We start from the raw sequence: 15,986 nt of genomic DNA, 5'->3' as shown, positions 1-15,986 counted from the left end.
AGAGGGAGGGAGATGAAAAAACATGATCCGAAGCTTGGCCAAACGGTATGGAGCGTTTATAAGTGGAAGGAAAGGACGATGGATCACTTTATTTACTTGGGTGGTGCTCATTTTTGCATTGAATGGATTGTTGCCACAGGCGAATTCACAAAAGAACGAACGTGCTGACATTTTCTTAGAAGAAACAGATTCTACCAAGGCTAACGAAATTATCGATAGGGAATTTAGTACAAATAAAGGGACCCCAGCCTTACTAACGTGGTACAAGGCAAGTAGATTATCAGATGATGATCTTGCTTCTATCCAAGGGTTAACGAAAAAGCTTACAGATCAACCGATAAAAGGTACGATTGTTCCACCCTTTCATAACATTTCGCTTCCTGTTTTAAAAAGTCAAGTGTCAAAGGATGGAACAACCCTTGTTTTACCGATCGTCTTTGATAAAAACCTAGAAACAGCAGAGATATCAGCTCGCCTGGCAGAGATGAAGAAGACTGCAAAATCAATTTTTCCAAAAGATCCTTTTCGTATGAGTCTGAAGGATGAGGAGAGTTTGGTGGTAAGGGTAACGGGCCCAGCGGGGGTAGCAGTGGATGCCACCGAATTATTTAGTCAAGGGGACCTTTCGTTATTGATTGGTACGGTAATGATTGTTCTTCTCTTTTTACTGATTATTTATCGCTCACCCATTTTGGCGCTTATTCCCCTTGTTGGGGTTGGAATGGCATATATGCTGATTAGTCCCATTTTGGGCGTGTTAGGCAGTGAGGGTGTCATTGATTATGATGCACAAGCTATCTCGATAATGACCGTCTTGTTATTTGGTGCAGGGACGGATTATTGTTTATTTTTAATTGCACAATATCGTAAAAATTTGCGGGAGGTGGAAGATAAATTTACAGCAATTCGACGCGCTTTTTCACTTTCTTCGGGTGCGATATTTATGAGTGGACTAACCGTTGTCGCTTCCTTACTTGTATTACTAGCAGCAAATTATGGGTCTGTTCATCGATTTGCGATTCCCTTTAGTTTAGCCATCTTGATCATGATGGCCGCAAGTTTATCACTCATTCCAGCACTTCTAAGTATTCTTGGCAGAACTTCGTTTTATCCGTTTGTTCCACGGACTGAAGAAATGACGGTGAAATGGGCTGCTAAAAAAGGGAAAGTAGTTAAAGCTCCAAAGAACAAAGCGAATTTAGGAGAGTATGTTGGGAAAGTGGTCAGCTATAAGCCATGGAGAGTAGCGGCTATAACCCTTGTTATTTTAGGCATATTCGCTCTATTTTCAACAAAGATGGAAACAACGTATGACACCCTTTCATCCTTCCCAAAGGATATGCCGTCCCGTGAAGGTTTTGACCTTTTGTCAAAGAAATTTAATCCTGGTGAATTGGCCCCGGTTAGTGTAATTGTAAAAGGGAATGGTTCGGAAGCGAACTTGAAGGAGAAACTAGAGAATTTACCTTATGTGGCTGTGGTTTCGAATCCTGAGAAAGAGGAAAAGGACACTAGCATTGTCAAATACGAACTTGCCTTAAATATTAATCCCTATTCCAATGAAGCAATGGCCCATATACCAGAACTTAAAAAAGAAGTTCAGTCATTCATAAAGAAATCTGGTAGTGATGTCCGTGATGTATGGATTGGAGGAATGACCGCTGAACAGTATGATACAAGTCAAACAACGAAAGCTGATTCATCCCTGGTGATTCCACTTATTATTGGCCTGATTGCCATTTTACTTTTGCTCTATTTGCGTTCAATCACAGCTACTGTTTACTTAATTGCTACCGTCCTTTTGTCCTATTTTAGTGCGCTAGGCTTAGGATGGATCATTTTACATTATGGCTTTGGCGTTGAAGCCATTCAAGGATTTATACCGCTTTATGCGTTTGTTTTTATTGTAGCTCTCGGTGAGGATTATAATATTTTCATGATTTCGAGTATTTGGAGGAAAAGTAAGGAAATGCCGCTGAAAAGGGCAATCAAAGAAGGAGTCTCGGAAACAGGCGGCGTTATTACCTCTGCGGGGATAATCTTGGCTGCGACATTTACTGTTTTAACTACATTACCGATACAAGTTCTTGTCCACTTTGGTACGATCACAGCAATTGGCATCCTTTTAGATACATTTATTGTTAGACCGTTTTTGGTTCCTGCTCTTACCTCAATATTTGGACAGTGGGCTTTTTGGCCTTCAAAGAAAAGAATGGATGAGGTTAGGATTTTAAAGGAGAAAGAAGTAATCCGTAATTGATCAATAATGTGATAGGGCAGTCATAATGGCTGGCTGCCCTTCATTTCGTATTTACTATTGCTTTAGTTGATTCAATTCTTCCATACATTCTTGGACAAGAGTAACCGCCTGACTCATCGTTGCTCCGCCGCCAAAGGCTGCCGTCACCCCAACTGCTTCGTAAATTTCTTGTTCAGAACACCCTTGATCAAGACACCCTTTCACATGATAAATGATGCAATACTCATCCTGAGAGTGAAGGGCGATTCCAAGTGCAATCAGTTGTTTTTCTTTTTGAGATAGGACACCCTCTTTAAAACATTCCTCTGTAAAAGCATTATATTGTCTTGCGAGGTTGGGCATCTTTTTTGTGAATAATCCAAGACCCGCTTTATAGTGATGAAGCGCAGTCTCTGTGGAATTTCTCGATGCAGTATCCATATTCATTCCAACTCCATTCTAGTTTCATTACATCAACCATTAGTATTTGCCAAAAAGTACAGTTGGTACTCGTTTCTAATTTAACATCCATTAAATAAATTTCATTTGGGTTGCATTAAATCATATTTAAAGCAGAAAATAAAAAAAGGAGGTGTTGAATCTATGAGAACAATCCACAGAATTGCCTTAGTTCTAGTTATTATAGGTGCAATCAATTGGGGATTAATTGGTTTATTTAGATTCGATTTAGTTGCAGCTATTTTTGGTGGACAAGGTGCCTTTTTGTCAAGAGTAATCTATTCTCTTGTTGGATTAAGTGGCTTGATTTGTATAAGCCTGCTATTTATTCCAAGTCGGAATGAAGAGCATGAAGTAAATCGCCAAGGCACCGGAAACTTAAATTATGCTACTGAATTTGGTGAGGAAACCGATTTATCTAAATTAAAAAAGGATTAAAAAAACACTCAGATGACATAGTCATCTGAGTGTTTTTTTTGTTATGGATTCGATGTCCAATTCGTTTGAAAATATAGCAAAAAAAGTAAGTAATGATTAACGGCTGTATTGGTAAAACTACATTTGTGCTTCAGGAAAGGTGGCACTGTCAATGAATAAGTTTACCTATACACTAAGGAGGGCAACGATGGGAATTTTAAGCGGAAATCCTAAGGAAGAGCCTTTGCACTATGGTGAGGTTTTTGACCTTTGGGCCTCATTATTAGCGGGCAATGGTATGATTGCAGGTTATCAAACCATGATCAACCATGCAGGAGACGATGATTTAAAAAAGTTATTAGCAGAAGCCGTTGAATTATGCCAGCAGGAAAAGAAACAAGTGGAAGAGCTATTAAAGGAGAATGGGGTCGGTTTACCGCCAGCAGCACCGGAGCCGCCGCAAGCATGCTTGGAGGATATCCCGGTTGGGGCTAGAATTCCTGACCCAGCAATCGCTGCAACACTTTCAGTTGATATCGCAGCTGGATTAGTAGCATTTAGTCAAACGATGGGTAAATCACTCAGGGAAGATGTAGCTATGATGTATGGACAATTTCATTTGCAAAAAGCGGCACTCGGTTTAAAGGTCCTTCGATTAAATAAGGAAAAAGGCTGGCTGATTCCTCCTCCATTGCATCTTACCAAACATGGGGATTGTTAGAAAACATATTGATAAAAATCAACAAAAAGACAAGTTTCATTTTAACGGCTTCCATTCCCTATCCCAAACATTAAAAATGTAAAGAAAAATGACTATCAAAAGTATATCATTTGATAGTCATTTTTTGTTGATATCTATATTAGGAAAAGTAGGGCTGTTTGATTTGAATTTAAACAAACGGACAGGATAGTTGGTATATAAGAATATTTTAATGGAAAACCTAATCAAAAAAAACGAGGAATAGGGGATTGCTGATGGATACTAAAAACCCAATGGATATATTAAAACCAATTAATTTAAGTACAAAAGAATTTGACGAAACTCAACCTTTAACATCAGTTGAAATGGGTAAACTTTGGGCTACATATTTTGGAAACAGTATGACCAGTCAAATCTTGAGTTATTTTCTTCAACATTGCGAAGATGAATATATTAGGACGTTATTGGAAAATGGATTAGCCATAAGTAAGGATTTTATGCAGAGGATAGAAGGATTTTTTATAAAGGAGAATTTTCCTATACCTAGGGGATTTTCCAAAGAAGATGTAAATCTTGGTGCCCCGCGTTTATATGAGGACGAATTTTACGTGCATTATTTAAAATATGCAGCTAAGGCGGGGCTTAGCATATACGCAATCGCAGTTCCATTGATAATGAGGGAGGATATAAAGGAATTTTTTATTTATTGCAATCAATGCACGACCATCCTTTTAGGGCAGATTAATAAGGTTCTAGTTGAAAAAAAATTAATTGCAAAACCTCCTATGATCCCAACACCAAATGGCAATGACTTTATTAGAAAGCAAAGTTACTTAAATGGTTTTGTTGGAGATATCAGACCATTACACGCATTAGAAATTACCCACCTTTACGATAACATTGAGAATAACACAACAAGTAAAGCTTTGTTATTGGGCTTTTACCAGACAGTTAAGGATGAAAAGATAAAAGCTTTGTTTAAACGGGGTTTGGACATGACTGATAAAGTTGTTAAGCAATACATGGAAAAACTTCACATTGAAAGCTTGCCATCACCATCATACATAGACCATTTAGTTACAACGTCTGCATATCCACCTTTTTCCGATAAAATTATGCTATTTCATAAAGTGGATATGTTCGCGATGAAGATCAGGTCGTTTGGAAACTCACTTGCGGTAAACGGAAGAAGAGATATAGCAATGTTATATGGAAGAACTCTCATAAACATTGGCTTATTTGTCGATGACGGAGCGAATATCTTAATGGAAAAAGGGTGGATGGAATCACCGCCAAAAGCATTTGACAGAGCTTAACTGTATGTAATTTGTATCTGTTTTCAATAGCAAAAACGAATTGTTTAAAATTGATCAAAATGTAAGGGGAACCATGATGAAGATTCGTTTTGGATATGTGGCCAATGCACTAGGTCTATGGGATGCCAGCCCTTCCAAAGCTTTAACCTTTGCTCGTTATTCTCGACTGCCAAAAAACGAGCGAACCGAGAAGCTCAAATCGGTAACGGCACAAAATTTACACCATACAAAAAGAATTTTGCATTATAATATCGCGCACGAAATCAACTTATACCGTTTTTCAAGCTCTTTGGTCCCCTTAGCAACCCATCCGGAAGTGATGTGGGATTTCATTACTCCTTTCAAATCGGATTGGGAAGAGCTTGGACAATTGATCCAACAATTTCAGCTTCGTCCGAGTTTTCATCCTAATCAATTTACCCTTTTTACGAGTCCTCGCACAGAAGTGACCATGAATGCTGTGAAGGATATGGAATTCCATTATAAGATGCTCGAGGCAATGAAGGCATTGAAGAGAGGGATTATCAATATTCATATTGGCGGCGCCTACGGTGATAAAAATACATCATTAGAACGTTTTCATCAAAATATTAAAAAATTACCAAACGAAATAAAAAAGCAAATGACGCTGGAAAACGATGATAAAACCTATAATGTAGAAGAAACCTTGGTTACTTGTGAAAAAGAAAAGATACCGATGATTCTTGATTATCACCACTATATGGCGAATAAGGGGGGAGTTGACCTTTCGCTTTTTTTACATCGGATCTTTAACACATGGAATACGATTCCAAAGGTTCATATTTCCTCGCCAAAATCAGATCAAGCCTATCGTTCACATGCAGATTTTGTCTCTTTAGACTTCATCCTTCCTTTTTTGAAAATGGCAAAAGGGCTTAATCAAGACTTTGATATTATGATTGAAGCGAAAAAGAAGAACCTTGCGATGTTGCAACTTATCGAAGAAATCGCCTCGATTCGCGGAGTCAAACGTCTATCTGGAGGTGAGGTGGAATGGTGAATAAAAAGACCAGGGAATGTGGTGGAAAAATGATAAAAAAGCACCTGACTCACAGGTGCTTCCCGTTAATTTTTTTCAAGTAAGCATTATTAGGAACTTAATAGGTATCCATTAATTGAACTAAACACTTGTTGAATGGCCTCATTACCGGCTTTCTCCCATCTGCTTTTATCATAAATGTAGCCGTCTTTATCCAATGGCGGTTGAAATTGCTCAAGCCCTGTGGTAGCAGTTACGAAGGAGTTTTCATCATGATCTAATCCAATATTGACGACATGCTTGATGACAAAGGGTGTTCCAAACTCAATCAACGCATTCGTATGATCTAAAGCACCATCTAAAACATATATGGGAACTCTTAGATAAATAGACTCTCCGCCATCACGATATAACAATGCATCAAATTTCCCTTGGTCATAATCAAAATTACTGCAAAAACTACATCCCATTGAATGAAAGATATCGCGAACTGCCCCAAAATAAGCCCTTTTTCCCTCAATTTCTGTTTGCAACGTAATCATATTCATTTCACTCCTATATTCAAAAGGTTTGTTACTATTCTTTACTAGATTTTTAAAAAAATACTTACCTCCAATAAGGAATTGGAAAATGATATTTTCTCTTTTTTATATGGCTTCGAATAACTTATGCGATGTAACAAATCCTAATGAACAAAGGAGGTGTTACTATTGTCAAATCAGCAAAGAACAAACCGTGATAATCAAAAAGGACAATTCGGCAATCAACCCGGTTCAGGATCAAAGTACCATGAGGAACATGCAGGGAAGGTCACTGGCTATGGTCAACCGGACCCGAGCGTAGAGGGGTTGACAAATAGTTCGGACAAACCTACTTTATAATCCTAATTTAGATGCCCGATAGGGGTGTTTTTTTCAGAAAAAAATAGGAAGGTGAAGGTATGGAAATAAATCAAGAGTATACCTCCTATAATCCGGGAGACGTTGTATACGTCTTTTATCGAAATCCTCATATACAAAATGTTGCAAATATACAGGAAGCCGCTGTTGTGAAAAATCCTGAGAATCCCAATGAATTGGCTATTTTTCTGTATGAAACTTATTATCCCTTAACAAACGAAATGGCTGTTTACTCTAGCGAAGCCGATGCCTTAAACGCCTTTGAACAGTATTTTGGGAATGAATAGAATGGGGATAACTACATGAATAAACCATTTACGCCCCAGCTTGTTTTCTTTGAACCCAAAGCTTTGGAATATCCGCTAGGTCAGGAGCTGAAAGAAAAATTCGAGAAAATGGATGTGGAAATTCGCTATACCACCTCACATAATCAAGTCAGAAATCTTCCTGGTGATACTGATTTTCAACGGTACAGGATTGCAAAGTCAACACTCGTAGTCGGCATCAGAAAAACTCTTAAGTTCGATACATCCAAACCTTCTGCGGAATATGCGATTCCTTTTGCGACAGGCTGTATGGGGCATTGTCATTATTGTTACTTGCAGACAACAATGGGGTCAAAACCTTATATTCGTACCTACGTCAATGTGGATGAGATTTTGGAAGCAGCCGATCAGTATATGGAGGAACGTGCCCCTGAAATTACACGGTTTGAAGCTTCATGTACTTCGGATATTGTTGGCCTCGATCATCTGACGCATACGTTAAAGCGGGCGATCGAACACTTTGGGAAAACGGATCTTGGCAGGCTGCGTTTTGTGACAAAATTTCATTATGTCGACCATTTACTTGATGCAAAACATAATGGAAAAACAAGATTTCGCTTTAGTGTCAATGCGGATTATGTGATTAAAAATTTTGAACCTGGTACCTCACCATTAGCTAAACGAATCGAAGCAGCTGGTAAAGTAGCAAGAGCAGGTTATCCTCTTGGATTCATCGTTGCCCCCATTTACCTTCATGAAGGCTGGGAGGAAGGCTACTATCATATGTTTGAGCGCCTTGATGCCGAGTTACCGATGGAAGCAAGGAAGGATATCACGTTTGAGTTCATTCAACATAGATTCACCAAACCTGCAAAGAGAGTGATTGAAAAAAATTATCCAATGACGAAATTAGAATTGGATGAGTCAGCTAGAAGATATAAATGGGGGAAATACGGTATCGGCAAATATATTTATCAAAAAGAGGAAGAAGAGGAGATAAAAAATCACCTTTATTCCTATATGGAAAAGTTTTTTCCGCATGCCAAATTGGAATACTTCACTTGATAGTTTAATCAGTAAGATCCTTTTTGTTATTCATAAAATATAAAAAGCCATCCTTTTAAAAAAATGAATGGCTTTTTTAAATTTTTTAGAAATTTTTCTTACAATATCTAAAACTTTACTATACTTCTTTTGCCATTTCTTTTCTATTAGGAGCAAGCGGCGGTTGTTCTAACCATTTATTCTGTACCATTAAATTAAACCATTTTTTTGTTATCATAAGATTTTTTAGAATGGTACCCTCATAAGCGGTTACAAGGTCTGTTCGCATGGCTGATGCTAGACCTACCCCATGATAGTTTTGTGCTGCCTGGAACAAGAAACCAATATGGTACAACATTAACTTATCGGAAAAAGGAGAGTCCGTTGAATTGGTCACTTCAGTTTCCCATGATTTTGGAACTGGCAGGTTATCCGTTTGCATTATTTTTGAAAACGTTTTTATTTGACCATCTGCGGTGTTCTGGGAATCCGTTAAGAACTTTCTTACTTCTTTTGTTTGAGCGACTTGACTGAATGCAATAGATAGGGTTTTCGCCATAATGCTTTTTTTTAGGTTGAAAGAAATACTAATGATTTCTGTCGCTGCTAATTTTCTACCCTTTCCGAAAAATCCATCCGTGAAATCTTTGCTGGAAACTAATTCAGGGTTCTTAGCTGGATAAAATAAAGGGTCTCTCTGAAAATTTCCTTTCTCTAGCAATAACTCTATGGTTAGATGATACATCCTTTTTGCTTCATCATCGCAGGAATCGTAAAAGCCCCTTAAGTCTTTTCTAACAGAAACAGCTAATGCAGTGCTGTGGCCAAGCAACCCATGTAATGTCATGATATGTAAATAATTCAAGCAAAATATATCCGTGAACAATCTCTGTTTTCCTTTAAAGAGGTCAGATTCTGTAAATCCAATTGGAACTGGAAATCCCTCATTCTCGATAAACGTTACGATTTGTTGCTTTTGATTTCCGAACGTCTTAATAGCATCCTCAAAAATGGCTTTAATTTGTTCGTCCTCAATAATAGTGACCATATATCTATTTACCACATCTGTCATTGTTCCGTTTACATACTCTCCCCACAATGTTCCTATTTCGGAAGATGTGAGTTTTAAATTATTCTCATCCACATTATCACCTCTTGACTATTATTTACCAATTCGGAAAATGTTATGAATTTCTATGAATAACAAGAGAAATTTCTCTGGATTTTACTAAGAAAGATTGATTAAAATGGTCGGAACTTACCATTACACAAAAAAAGGCATGCTAAGTTCTGCGCTCACCCTTTTCTCCAATAACGTGAAATAGACAATACTTGTGGATTACTCGATTCTTAAGCTAAAGCTGGCATTCTTAAAAAAACTTTTAATCTGTAGGTTGTATTACTAATTACAAATGCAACTCTAATACCCAAAATAATTATGCTTGAGAGTATGCTAAAAAGAATGTCCAAAGTATATCCCTCCACATTGTAGTTTAGTGTTAATGGATAACACTATGGTTAGTTTTAATCTGAGAGAGAAATTTATACTTATTTCGAGTTACCGGTCATGAGGACAAAAATCGGAAAAAAAGTGCCAAACTTGTCCATATAAAGCGATAATGAAGCCCAAAAACAGTTTTTGGTTCATATATTTAATCGTCTTACATACATTTAATGTAGAGTGTCCTATCAACGGGGCCATCTCTGTATAAAATCGGTACAAGCTGTTTGATCAAAATGGAAAATATATACCTGTTCTTTTACCTTCTTATCTCGATTCCACGGATAAAAGGGAAGTACTTAAATGGAAAGGGGACACATGCGGATGCAGCTCCTACAAGAAATAATAAATAGTTATAGTACATTTTTTTCACTGGAGACATTAGAGAAGGTAGTGTCGGATCCTGCGAGCTGGGGAATAATTGGTACCCTTATTATTCTTGAAGGATTATTATCTGCTGATAATGCCCTTGTTTTGGCGGTAATGGTGAAACATCTGCCAACGGAACAACGAAAGAAAGCCTTGTTTTATGGAATTTTTGGCGCCTATTTTTTCCGGGTTGTGGCTATTGGATTAGGGGTTTCCTTAATCACCATTCCGTGGATCAAAATTGTATGCGGGCACTATCTTCTATGGATTGTCTTCCAAAACTTTTTTCAAAAAAACGAAGAGGAAGATGGGGTTCAAAATAAAAAGATGGGATTCTGGAGAACCGTTTTAACCGTTGAGCTGATGGACATTGCTTTCAGTTTTGACAGTGTGATTGCGGCATTTGGCGTTTCAAATCAGGTTTGGGTTTTGTTCTTGGGAGGAGTGCTTGGAATCTTAATGATGCGCGGGGTAGCTCAGTTATTCCTGGTATTGATTGAAAAAGTTCCTGAATTTGAAATAACCGCGTTTATCCTAATTGCGATAATAGGAGTAAAAATGATTATTTCTGCATTTGGATTCCATATGAATGAAGTTCTATTTTTTAGTATTTTAATCGCTATATTCTTAGGTACATTCATCGTCCATTTATTTAGGAATCATTCAGGAAATGAACCAACAATGTAACATTTTTTTAGGGGAAGGACAAATCGTTCTTTCTTTTTTCTAGTGTCAACTTCTTAATGAAGGGGGTAAGAATCTATCCGTGTTGCCGCACTTCATGGTAAAATTGGTTATTATGATTTAAAAGGGGGAAACCATTGTGCAACAAGAGGGCTATATTGAGGTAACTGGAGGCCAGGTCGCGTATCAACTTTATAATCCACAGGCAATTGGAACACCTGTGATAATTTTACACGGGGGACCTGGTTCGTCTTGCTACTCGCTGCAAGGGTTAAAAGCGCTATCTGAGGACCGCCCGGTTATTCTCTATGATCAATTAGGATGCGGTAAATCGGACAGGCCGACAGACACATCTCTTTGGCGGCTTGATCGATTTGTAGAGGAATTAGCACAGGTTAGAAAAGCATTGAATCTTGATGAAGTACATATTTTAGGCCATTCATGGGGGACTACGCTTGCAGCTGCTTACTGCTTAACGAAACCAAGCGGTGTGAAAAGTGTTATATTCTCAAGTCCCTGCCTTAGCGCCCCTTTATGGGAACAAGACCAAAAACGCAATCTGCAGAAGCTGCCGGCGGAAACACAAGAAATAATCAAACGTTGTGAAGAGGATGGTACAACCGATTCTGAGGAATTTAAAGCGGCAATTGAAGTATTTAACAAACACTTCGTTTGCAGAATCCCAAAACCGGAACATTTATCACAGGGCTCACATTATCGCAACCCAGAAATTTATAATATCATGTGGGGTCCGTCTGAATTCACAGTGCTTGGCAATCTGAAAGAATTCGATTGTACTTCTCAGTTAAAGGAAATTAGCTGCCCAACTCTATACACATGCGGGCGTTTTGATGAGGCAACCCCGGAAACTACCCAATATTACAGCAGTTTAACACCTGATGCGAACTTCCATGTGTTTGAGAATAGCGCCCATTTACCATATATCGAGGAACCGGAAGCGTATTTGCAGGTGATAGGCAGCTTTTTGAGAGAAATTGATTCCTTTTAATCTCAACTAAAAAAATCCACCCTTGAGGTGGATTTTTTCAGTAATCTTGGCGGCCATCCCTTAATAAAAATTAGCAGCAAGGGTGATGCATCGGAAAACAGCATGGGTTGTAAGCGGGCGGGCAGCACGGATTATACATTGGCGGCGGGCAGCATGGATCATACATTGGCGGACAGCATGGATTATACATCGGCGGCGGACAGCACGGGTCATACATTGGATAACAACAAGGATTTTGAACTGGATAACAACTCGGCTGCGGATAAACTTGTGGTGCGATATAAGGGATATTTGGGACATTAGCTGGGAAAACAGGTTGGTTTGGCATGATATTAGCAGATGGCTGGTTTGGCATAATATTGGAACTTACAATCGGCTTGTTTGGCAGGGCATTAGGACTTCCATAGTGCTTTTTTTCCATGATTGATCTCTCCTCATCCATTTTTCATACAAGATAGTCTATGTGTCTATAAACAAGAGTGTATAGACACATCCCCATTCAAACCTCGTCAAATCCAGAATACATTTTTTTCATCATTTTTCCCATAAAATTTCAGAATCATCTAAATTAGTGAAGGAAAAAGCAGAAATTAGTCGAATTAATACTAGTAAATATGCCCATTTCGAGGACAAAAAAATGAATATATTCGGACAAGTTATACTCGTGTTAATTTCCATCCTATTTACCACCTATCAGCACTTCATCCATAATGAGCCCTTTTTTACGTTAGACTTTGTTTTTTTCACCGTAATAGCCTGGATTGTTGGCTGGCAATATGATAAAGCGCGATTTTATGAAAAAAATGCGCGTGCAAGTGAAGACAGCTATAAACAATTAATAGATTCATTGCCTGATCCCGTTTATGTTACAGGGGAGCATCGGCTGCTTTATGCAAATCATGCGGCTGTTTCCATGATTGGTGCTACAAAAAAAGAGGATGTAATCGGTAGATTTATTACTGATTTTATTGTTCCTGAGTATGAAAATCGTTTAATGGAACGATTTAAGCAGATAAAGAAAGCGAAACAGCCGATAAATACCATTGAATACAAAGCAAAGCGTTTGGATGGAACATTGTTTTTCTTCGAAGTTTCATCGTTGTCTATCGTTTTTGGCGGAAAAGCGGCGGTGCTTTCTATGGGGAAGGATGTTACGGAAAAAAAAGAACAAACGAGCCAGCTGTTACAAAAGTCTGAAAAACTGGCCTTGCTCGGTCAAATGGCTGCCGGGATTGCCCATGAAATCCGGAATCCCCTTACATCGATAAAAGGATTTATTCAGTTGTTCAAGTCCGACCATCTGCAAGATGAATACTATGATATTGTGTTATCAGAGCTTGATCGAATCAACGAAATAGTAGGTGAATTCCTAGTTCTCGCCAAACCGTCGGCAGCTGTATTAGTAGAAAAAGATGTAAAGGTATTAATAAAAGAGGTGGTAACGTTTTTTAATAGTCAATCCATTTTGAAAAATATCCAGATTTTTGTCGAATATGAAAGTGATTTGCCAATGATTAGCTGCGAAGAAAATCAGTTAAAGCAGGTTTTTCTCAACCTCCTTAAGAATGCTATGGAAGCCATGCCGTTTGGTGGAACTATTGAGGTTAAAGTAATGGCGAAAGGCGATGATCATGTTTCTATCCAGATTGTCGATCATGGTGTTGGGATACCGGAGGATCGGATTTCCACACTTGGAGAGCCTTTTTATACTACTAAGGAAAAGGGGACTGGCCTCGGGTTGATGACCTGCTTTAAAATTATCGAAAGTCATAACGGAAAGCTCACCTTTCAAAGTAAGGAAAAAGTGGGAACCACTGTTGAAATCATCTTACCGACGATTACGCAGCAGTTATTGAGTACGGAAATAAGTTATAATCATTAATTGGAAATAATATTCCATTGTCCACTACTAAACTATTACTATATGATTATTCTAGCAACGGATACAATTAATAGTTTTGGAGGGGAAACATAGAGTGAGAAAAATTCTGCTTACAGTCGCAGCTTTTGCCTTACTTATTTCTTTACTACCTGCTGGTCATGGTTTTGCACTTCAGCCTGAGCCACTCATCAAAGTGAAGTTGATTAATTTTTTGGGAAACAAAACGGAAATCAGCTTGAAACCGAATGGGGATTATCTAACGAATGATCCGAATTTTATCTTACAATCAGGCAGCACCTACCTATTAAAACAGGTAAATGAAAAACTATCACTTTATAAGGATGGAAGCTTTCTGAATTCATTTGAAACCTTTTCTGTCCTGCCTCAAAAAGCAAATTCCCAACTTTCAATTAATAATCGTTTGTACCTTGGCAGCTTTGATTTTTCCATCGAAAACAAGCAATTTGTCAGACCAGTTAATTCTATTTTGATGGAAGATTATTTAAAAGGCGTTGTTCCAATTGAAATGTATCCTTCCTTGAATATTGAAGCCTTAAAAACTCAAGCGGTAGCCGCAAGGACATACGCGCTGGGTTATCTTAATCGCGGTGTGATCGATGATACAATTTCCTATCAGGTGTACGGCGGTTATAATTGGACGCTAACGACGACAAAAGCAGTTGATGAAACGAAAGGACAGGCTGCCCAAGTTAATGGCCGCCTTATCGATGCTGTTTATTCGGCCAGCAATGGCGGAATCACTGAAAGCAATGCTAACGCCTGGGGATCTCCAGCCGTTCCTTATTTATCAATAAAAAATGATACCTATGACCCCAAGGTGGGTTGGGACTTTTCCTTCCGTAAAACTCAAATTGATCTTACTTCAAAGGATTTATCAAAGTCGGCCGAATGGTGGTCCGCAACCAATGAAACGGACGTAACGATAACCACTAATATTAAATTATGGTTAAGCAATAACGGTTATACAAGCAAAGACATTAAAATTGTTTCCATTTCTGATTTTTCGCTTCATAGTCCTGGTTCTGGCGGTCGTGTCAGTAAAGGAAGCATAACGATAGATTTTTTAGAAAAAGATAAAGTCGATGCAGCGGGGAATATAGTACCGCAGCGTGTTGTTTTTTCAAATGTGAATGCCTCCACCTTAAGAGCGATGATTGGAAACCGTGTGATGTTGAGCTATTTAGTTGATAAAATCGATGCGGACGGGAATAGTGTTACTGTTAAGGGATTTGGTGATGGTCATGGTGTCGGCATGAGTCAATGGGGTGCCAAATACATGGCCGATGCCGGGAAAACGTATGAAGAAATTTTAAAGTTTTATTATACAGGGATTACGCTTGTTAACATGTATGATGCTACCTCTCAAAGTGTAAGTGCGCCAACTTCACAAAGTGATAGTCCAGCAACTACTGTGCCACCTTCTCAAAGTGTAAGTCCAGCAACTGTAGCAAAAACCGGCTGGGTAAAAGAGAACGGAAAGTGGTTCTACCTCAAATCAGGCGGTGTTAGGACGACTGGCTGGCTGAAAGATGCTAACAAATGGTATTATTTAAACAAAAATGGTGAAATGCTAACAGGCTGGCTGAAAGACGCTAATAAATGGTATTATTTAAACCAAAGTGGAGCAATGCTGACTGGCTGGCAAAAGGTCAGTGGAAAGTGGTATTATTTACAGCCAAGCGGAGCCATGGCAACCGGCTGGTTGATGGATAAAGGAACATGGTACTATCTTACTTCTTCAGGTGCGATGGCAACCGGCTGGATTACGGTAAGTGGCAAACGATACTATTTGACCGCTAATGGTGTCATGGTGACAAACCGGCAATGGATTAGTGGAAAATGGTATCAATTTCATGCGAGTGGTTATTTAATAAAATAAGAAAAGATCCTCTGTAGGAAAATTGCCTTTTCGGGGGCTCCGACGTATTGTTGGAGCCTATTCGTTTTTTCTAAAAGGCTTTGTTAAAGAATATTGTTGATTTTGATCACAATGTTGATTGGAGTGGAAGGCGCGAGACTCCTGCGGGAGCAGCGGGACAGGTGAGACCCCGCAGGCGCTTTAGCGCCGAGGAGGCTCACCGCCCGCCCCGCGAACCGCTCGCGCCTGGAACGGAAATCAACATTCACTTTTAACACCACCTTCTAAAAAATAGTTAGGTTCATAATGTTGCATTTTGTTA

17 protein-coding genes are annotated in these 15,986 nt (G+C 38.7%); 13 read left to right on the top strand and 4 right to left on the bottom strand.

Going from position 1 to position 15,986, the window contains the following annotated elements; all coding sequences use genetic code 11:
• Nucleotides 1–12: 12 nt before the first annotated feature.
• Nucleotides 13–168 carry a hypothetical protein gene (locus ACIQCO_RS20385; protein ID WP_400431786.1) on the top strand — a complete coding sequence of 52 codons (156 nt, stop codon included), beginning with the start codon at nt 13–15 and terminating at the stop codon, nt 166–168.
• On the top strand, nt 131–2,260 hold the full coding sequence (locus ACIQCO_RS20380) for an MMPL family transporter (protein WP_400431783.1): 2,130 nt from the start codon (nt 131–133) through the stop codon (nt 2,258–2,260). Before ACIQCO_RS20385 ends, ACIQCO_RS20380 begins: the two co-directional genes overlap by 38 nt.
• A gap of 54 nt (nt 2,261–2,314) precedes the next feature.
• On the opposite strand, the gene ACIQCO_RS20375 is transcribed toward ACIQCO_RS20380, so the two are convergent.
• Nucleotides 2,315–2,680 carry a carboxymuconolactone decarboxylase family protein gene (locus ACIQCO_RS20375; protein ID WP_400431882.1) on the bottom strand — a complete coding sequence of 122 codons (366 nt, stop codon included), beginning with the start codon at nt 2,678–2,680 and terminating at the stop codon, nt 2,315–2,317.
• A 162-nt stretch (nt 2,681–2,842) separates the two neighbouring features.
• Between ACIQCO_RS20375 and ACIQCO_RS20370 the strand changes: the two genes are divergently transcribed.
• The 4 genes from ACIQCO_RS20370 (at nt 2,843) to uvsE (ending at nt 6,152) form a co-directional block, all read left to right on the top strand.
• The gene (locus ACIQCO_RS20370; RefSeq protein WP_400431780.1) at nt 2,843–3,136 is read left to right on the top strand and encodes a DUF378 domain-containing protein; all 294 of its coding nucleotides are present in this window, start codon (nt 2,843–2,845) and stop codon (nt 3,134–3,136) included.
• 187 nt (nt 3,137–3,323) lie between these two features.
• On the top strand, nt 3,324–3,836 hold the full coding sequence (locus ACIQCO_RS20365) for a DUF3231 family protein (RefSeq protein WP_400431880.1): 513 nt from the start codon (nt 3,324–3,326) through the stop codon (nt 3,834–3,836).
• A 254-nt stretch (nt 3,837–4,090) separates the two neighbouring features.
• Nucleotides 4,091–5,131: a DUF3231 family protein gene (locus ACIQCO_RS20360; protein WP_400431777.1), complete on the top strand. Its 1,041-nt coding sequence runs from the start codon at nt 4,091–4,093 to the stop codon at nt 5,129–5,131.
• Nucleotides 5,132–5,207: 76 nt separating this feature from the next.
• Nucleotides 5,208–6,152 (top strand): UV DNA damage repair endonuclease UvsE, encoded by a 945-nt coding sequence (uvsE, locus tag ACIQCO_RS20355; protein WP_400431775.1) that lies wholly within the window; start codon nt 5,208–5,210, stop codon nt 6,150–6,152.
• A gap of 89 nt (nt 6,153–6,241) precedes the next feature.
• Here uvsE and ACIQCO_RS20350 read toward each other — a convergent pair whose 3' ends face one another.
• The gene (locus ACIQCO_RS20350) at nt 6,242–6,673 is read right to left on the bottom strand and encodes a YugN family protein (RefSeq protein WP_400431772.1); all 432 of its coding nucleotides are present in this window, start codon (nt 6,671–6,673) and stop codon (nt 6,242–6,244) included.
• Between the two features lie 168 nt (nt 6,674–6,841).
• Between ACIQCO_RS20350 and ACIQCO_RS20345 the strand changes: the two genes are divergently transcribed.
• Genes ACIQCO_RS20345 through splB form a run of 3 tightly spaced genes read left to right on the top strand, consistent with a single transcriptional unit; the run spans nt 6,842 to nt 8,361 of the window.
• The gene (locus tag ACIQCO_RS20345) at nt 6,842–7,012 is read left to right on the top strand and encodes a hypothetical protein (RefSeq protein WP_400431769.1); all 171 of its coding nucleotides are present in this window, start codon (nt 6,842–6,844) and stop codon (nt 7,010–7,012) included.
• Nucleotides 7,013–7,071: 59 nt separating this feature from the next.
• Complete coding sequence (locus tag ACIQCO_RS20340) at nt 7,072–7,317, top strand: transcriptional regulator SplA domain-containing protein (protein ID WP_400431766.1); 246 nt, start codon at nt 7,072–7,074, stop codon at nt 7,315–7,317.
• Between the two features lie 15 nt (nt 7,318–7,332).
• Nucleotides 7,333–8,361, top strand: coding sequence for a spore photoproduct lyase (splB, locus tag ACIQCO_RS20335; protein ID WP_400431763.1), 1,029 nt, complete (start codon nt 7,333–7,335; stop codon nt 8,359–8,361).
• Between the two features lie 118 nt (nt 8,362–8,479).
• Here the strand turns inward: splB and ACIQCO_RS20330 are convergent, their stop codons facing one another.
• Nucleotides 8,480–9,484, bottom strand: coding sequence for a DUF3231 family protein (locus ACIQCO_RS20330; RefSeq protein WP_400431760.1), 1,005 nt, complete (start codon nt 9,482–9,484; stop codon nt 8,480–8,482).
• 675 nt (nt 9,485–10,159) lie between these two features.
• Here ACIQCO_RS20330 and ACIQCO_RS20325 point away from each other — a divergent pair.
• Both ACIQCO_RS20325 and ACIQCO_RS20320 read left to right on the top strand, forming a co-directional pair.
• Nucleotides 10,160–10,897 carry a TerC family protein gene (locus ACIQCO_RS20325; RefSeq protein ID WP_400431877.1) on the top strand — a complete coding sequence of 246 codons (738 nt, stop codon included), beginning with the start codon at nt 10,160–10,162 and terminating at the stop codon, nt 10,895–10,897.
• Nucleotides 10,898–11,033: 136 nt separating this feature from the next.
• Entirely contained in the window at nt 11,034–11,903 is an 870-nt protein-coding gene (locus ACIQCO_RS20320) for a proline iminopeptidase-family hydrolase (RefSeq protein ID WP_400431757.1), read from the top strand.
• Between the two features lie 70 nt (nt 11,904–11,973).
• Here the strand turns inward: ACIQCO_RS20320 and ACIQCO_RS20315 are convergent, their stop codons facing one another.
• Entirely contained in the window at nt 11,974–12,324 is a 351-nt protein-coding gene (locus ACIQCO_RS20315; protein ID WP_400431754.1) for a hypothetical protein, read from the bottom strand.
• A gap of 216 nt (nt 12,325–12,540) precedes the next feature.
• Between ACIQCO_RS20315 and ACIQCO_RS20310 the strand changes: the two genes are divergently transcribed.
• Entirely contained in the window at nt 12,541–13,785 is a 1,245-nt protein-coding gene (locus ACIQCO_RS20310) for an ATP-binding protein (protein ID WP_400431751.1), read from the top strand.
• A 94-nt stretch (nt 13,786–13,879) separates the two neighbouring features.
• A complete protein-coding gene (locus ACIQCO_RS20305) occupies nt 13,880–15,685 on the top strand; it encodes a SpoIID/LytB domain-containing protein (protein ID WP_400431748.1) in 1,806 nt (601 codons plus the stop codon).
• Nucleotides 15,686–15,986: the final 301 nt, after the last annotated feature.

This window comes from Neobacillus sp. NPDC093127 (assembly GCF_044754175.1).
Lineage (GTDB): Bacteria > Bacillota > Bacilli > Bacillales > Cytobacillaceae > Neobacillus.
The sequence above is the reverse complement of the archived record's forward strand: the minus strand, read 5'-3'. Positions and strand labels throughout refer to the sequence as shown.

Excerpts from the sequence above, each read along its gene's own strand:
- ACIQCO_RS20370 (WP_400431780.1), top strand. The coding sequence starts at position 2,843 with ATGAGAACAATCCACAGAATTGCCTTAGTTCTAGTTATTATAGGTGCA.
- ACIQCO_RS20310 (WP_400431751.1), top strand. The coding sequence starts at position 12,541 with ATGAATATATTCGGACAAGTTATACTCGTGTTAATTTCCATCCTATTT.
- ACIQCO_RS20350 (WP_400431772.1), bottom strand. The coding sequence starts at position 6,673 with ATGATTACGTTGCAAACAGAAATTGAGGGAAAAAGGGCTTATTTTGGG.
- uvsE (WP_400431775.1), top strand. The coding sequence starts at position 5,208 with ATGAAGATTCGTTTTGGATATGTGGCCAATGCACTAGGTCTATGGGAT.
- ACIQCO_RS20385 (WP_400431786.1), top strand. The coding sequence starts at position 13 with ATGAAAAAACATGATCCGAAGCTTGGCCAAACGGTATGGAGCGTTTAT.
- ACIQCO_RS20360 (WP_400431777.1), top strand. The coding sequence starts at position 4,091 with ATGGATACTAAAAACCCAATGGATATATTAAAACCAATTAATTTAAGT.
- ACIQCO_RS20365 (WP_400431880.1), top strand. The coding sequence starts at position 3,324 with ATGGGAATTTTAAGCGGAAATCCTAAGGAAGAGCCTTTGCACTATGGT.
- ACIQCO_RS20315 (WP_400431754.1), bottom strand. The coding sequence starts at position 12,324 with ATGGAAAAAAAGCACTATGGAAGTCCTAATGCCCTGCCAAACAAGCCG.
- ACIQCO_RS20375 (WP_400431882.1), bottom strand. The coding sequence starts at position 2,680 with ATGGATACTGCATCGAGAAATTCCACAGAGACTGCGCTTCATCACTAT.
- splB (WP_400431763.1), top strand. The coding sequence starts at position 7,333 with ATGAATAAACCATTTACGCCCCAGCTTGTTTTCTTTGAACCCAAAGCT.
- ACIQCO_RS20325 (WP_400431877.1), top strand. The coding sequence starts at position 10,160 with ATGCGGATGCAGCTCCTACAAGAAATAATAAATAGTTATAGTACATTT.
- ACIQCO_RS20340 (WP_400431766.1), top strand. The coding sequence starts at position 7,072 with ATGGAAATAAATCAAGAGTATACCTCCTATAATCCGGGAGACGTTGTA.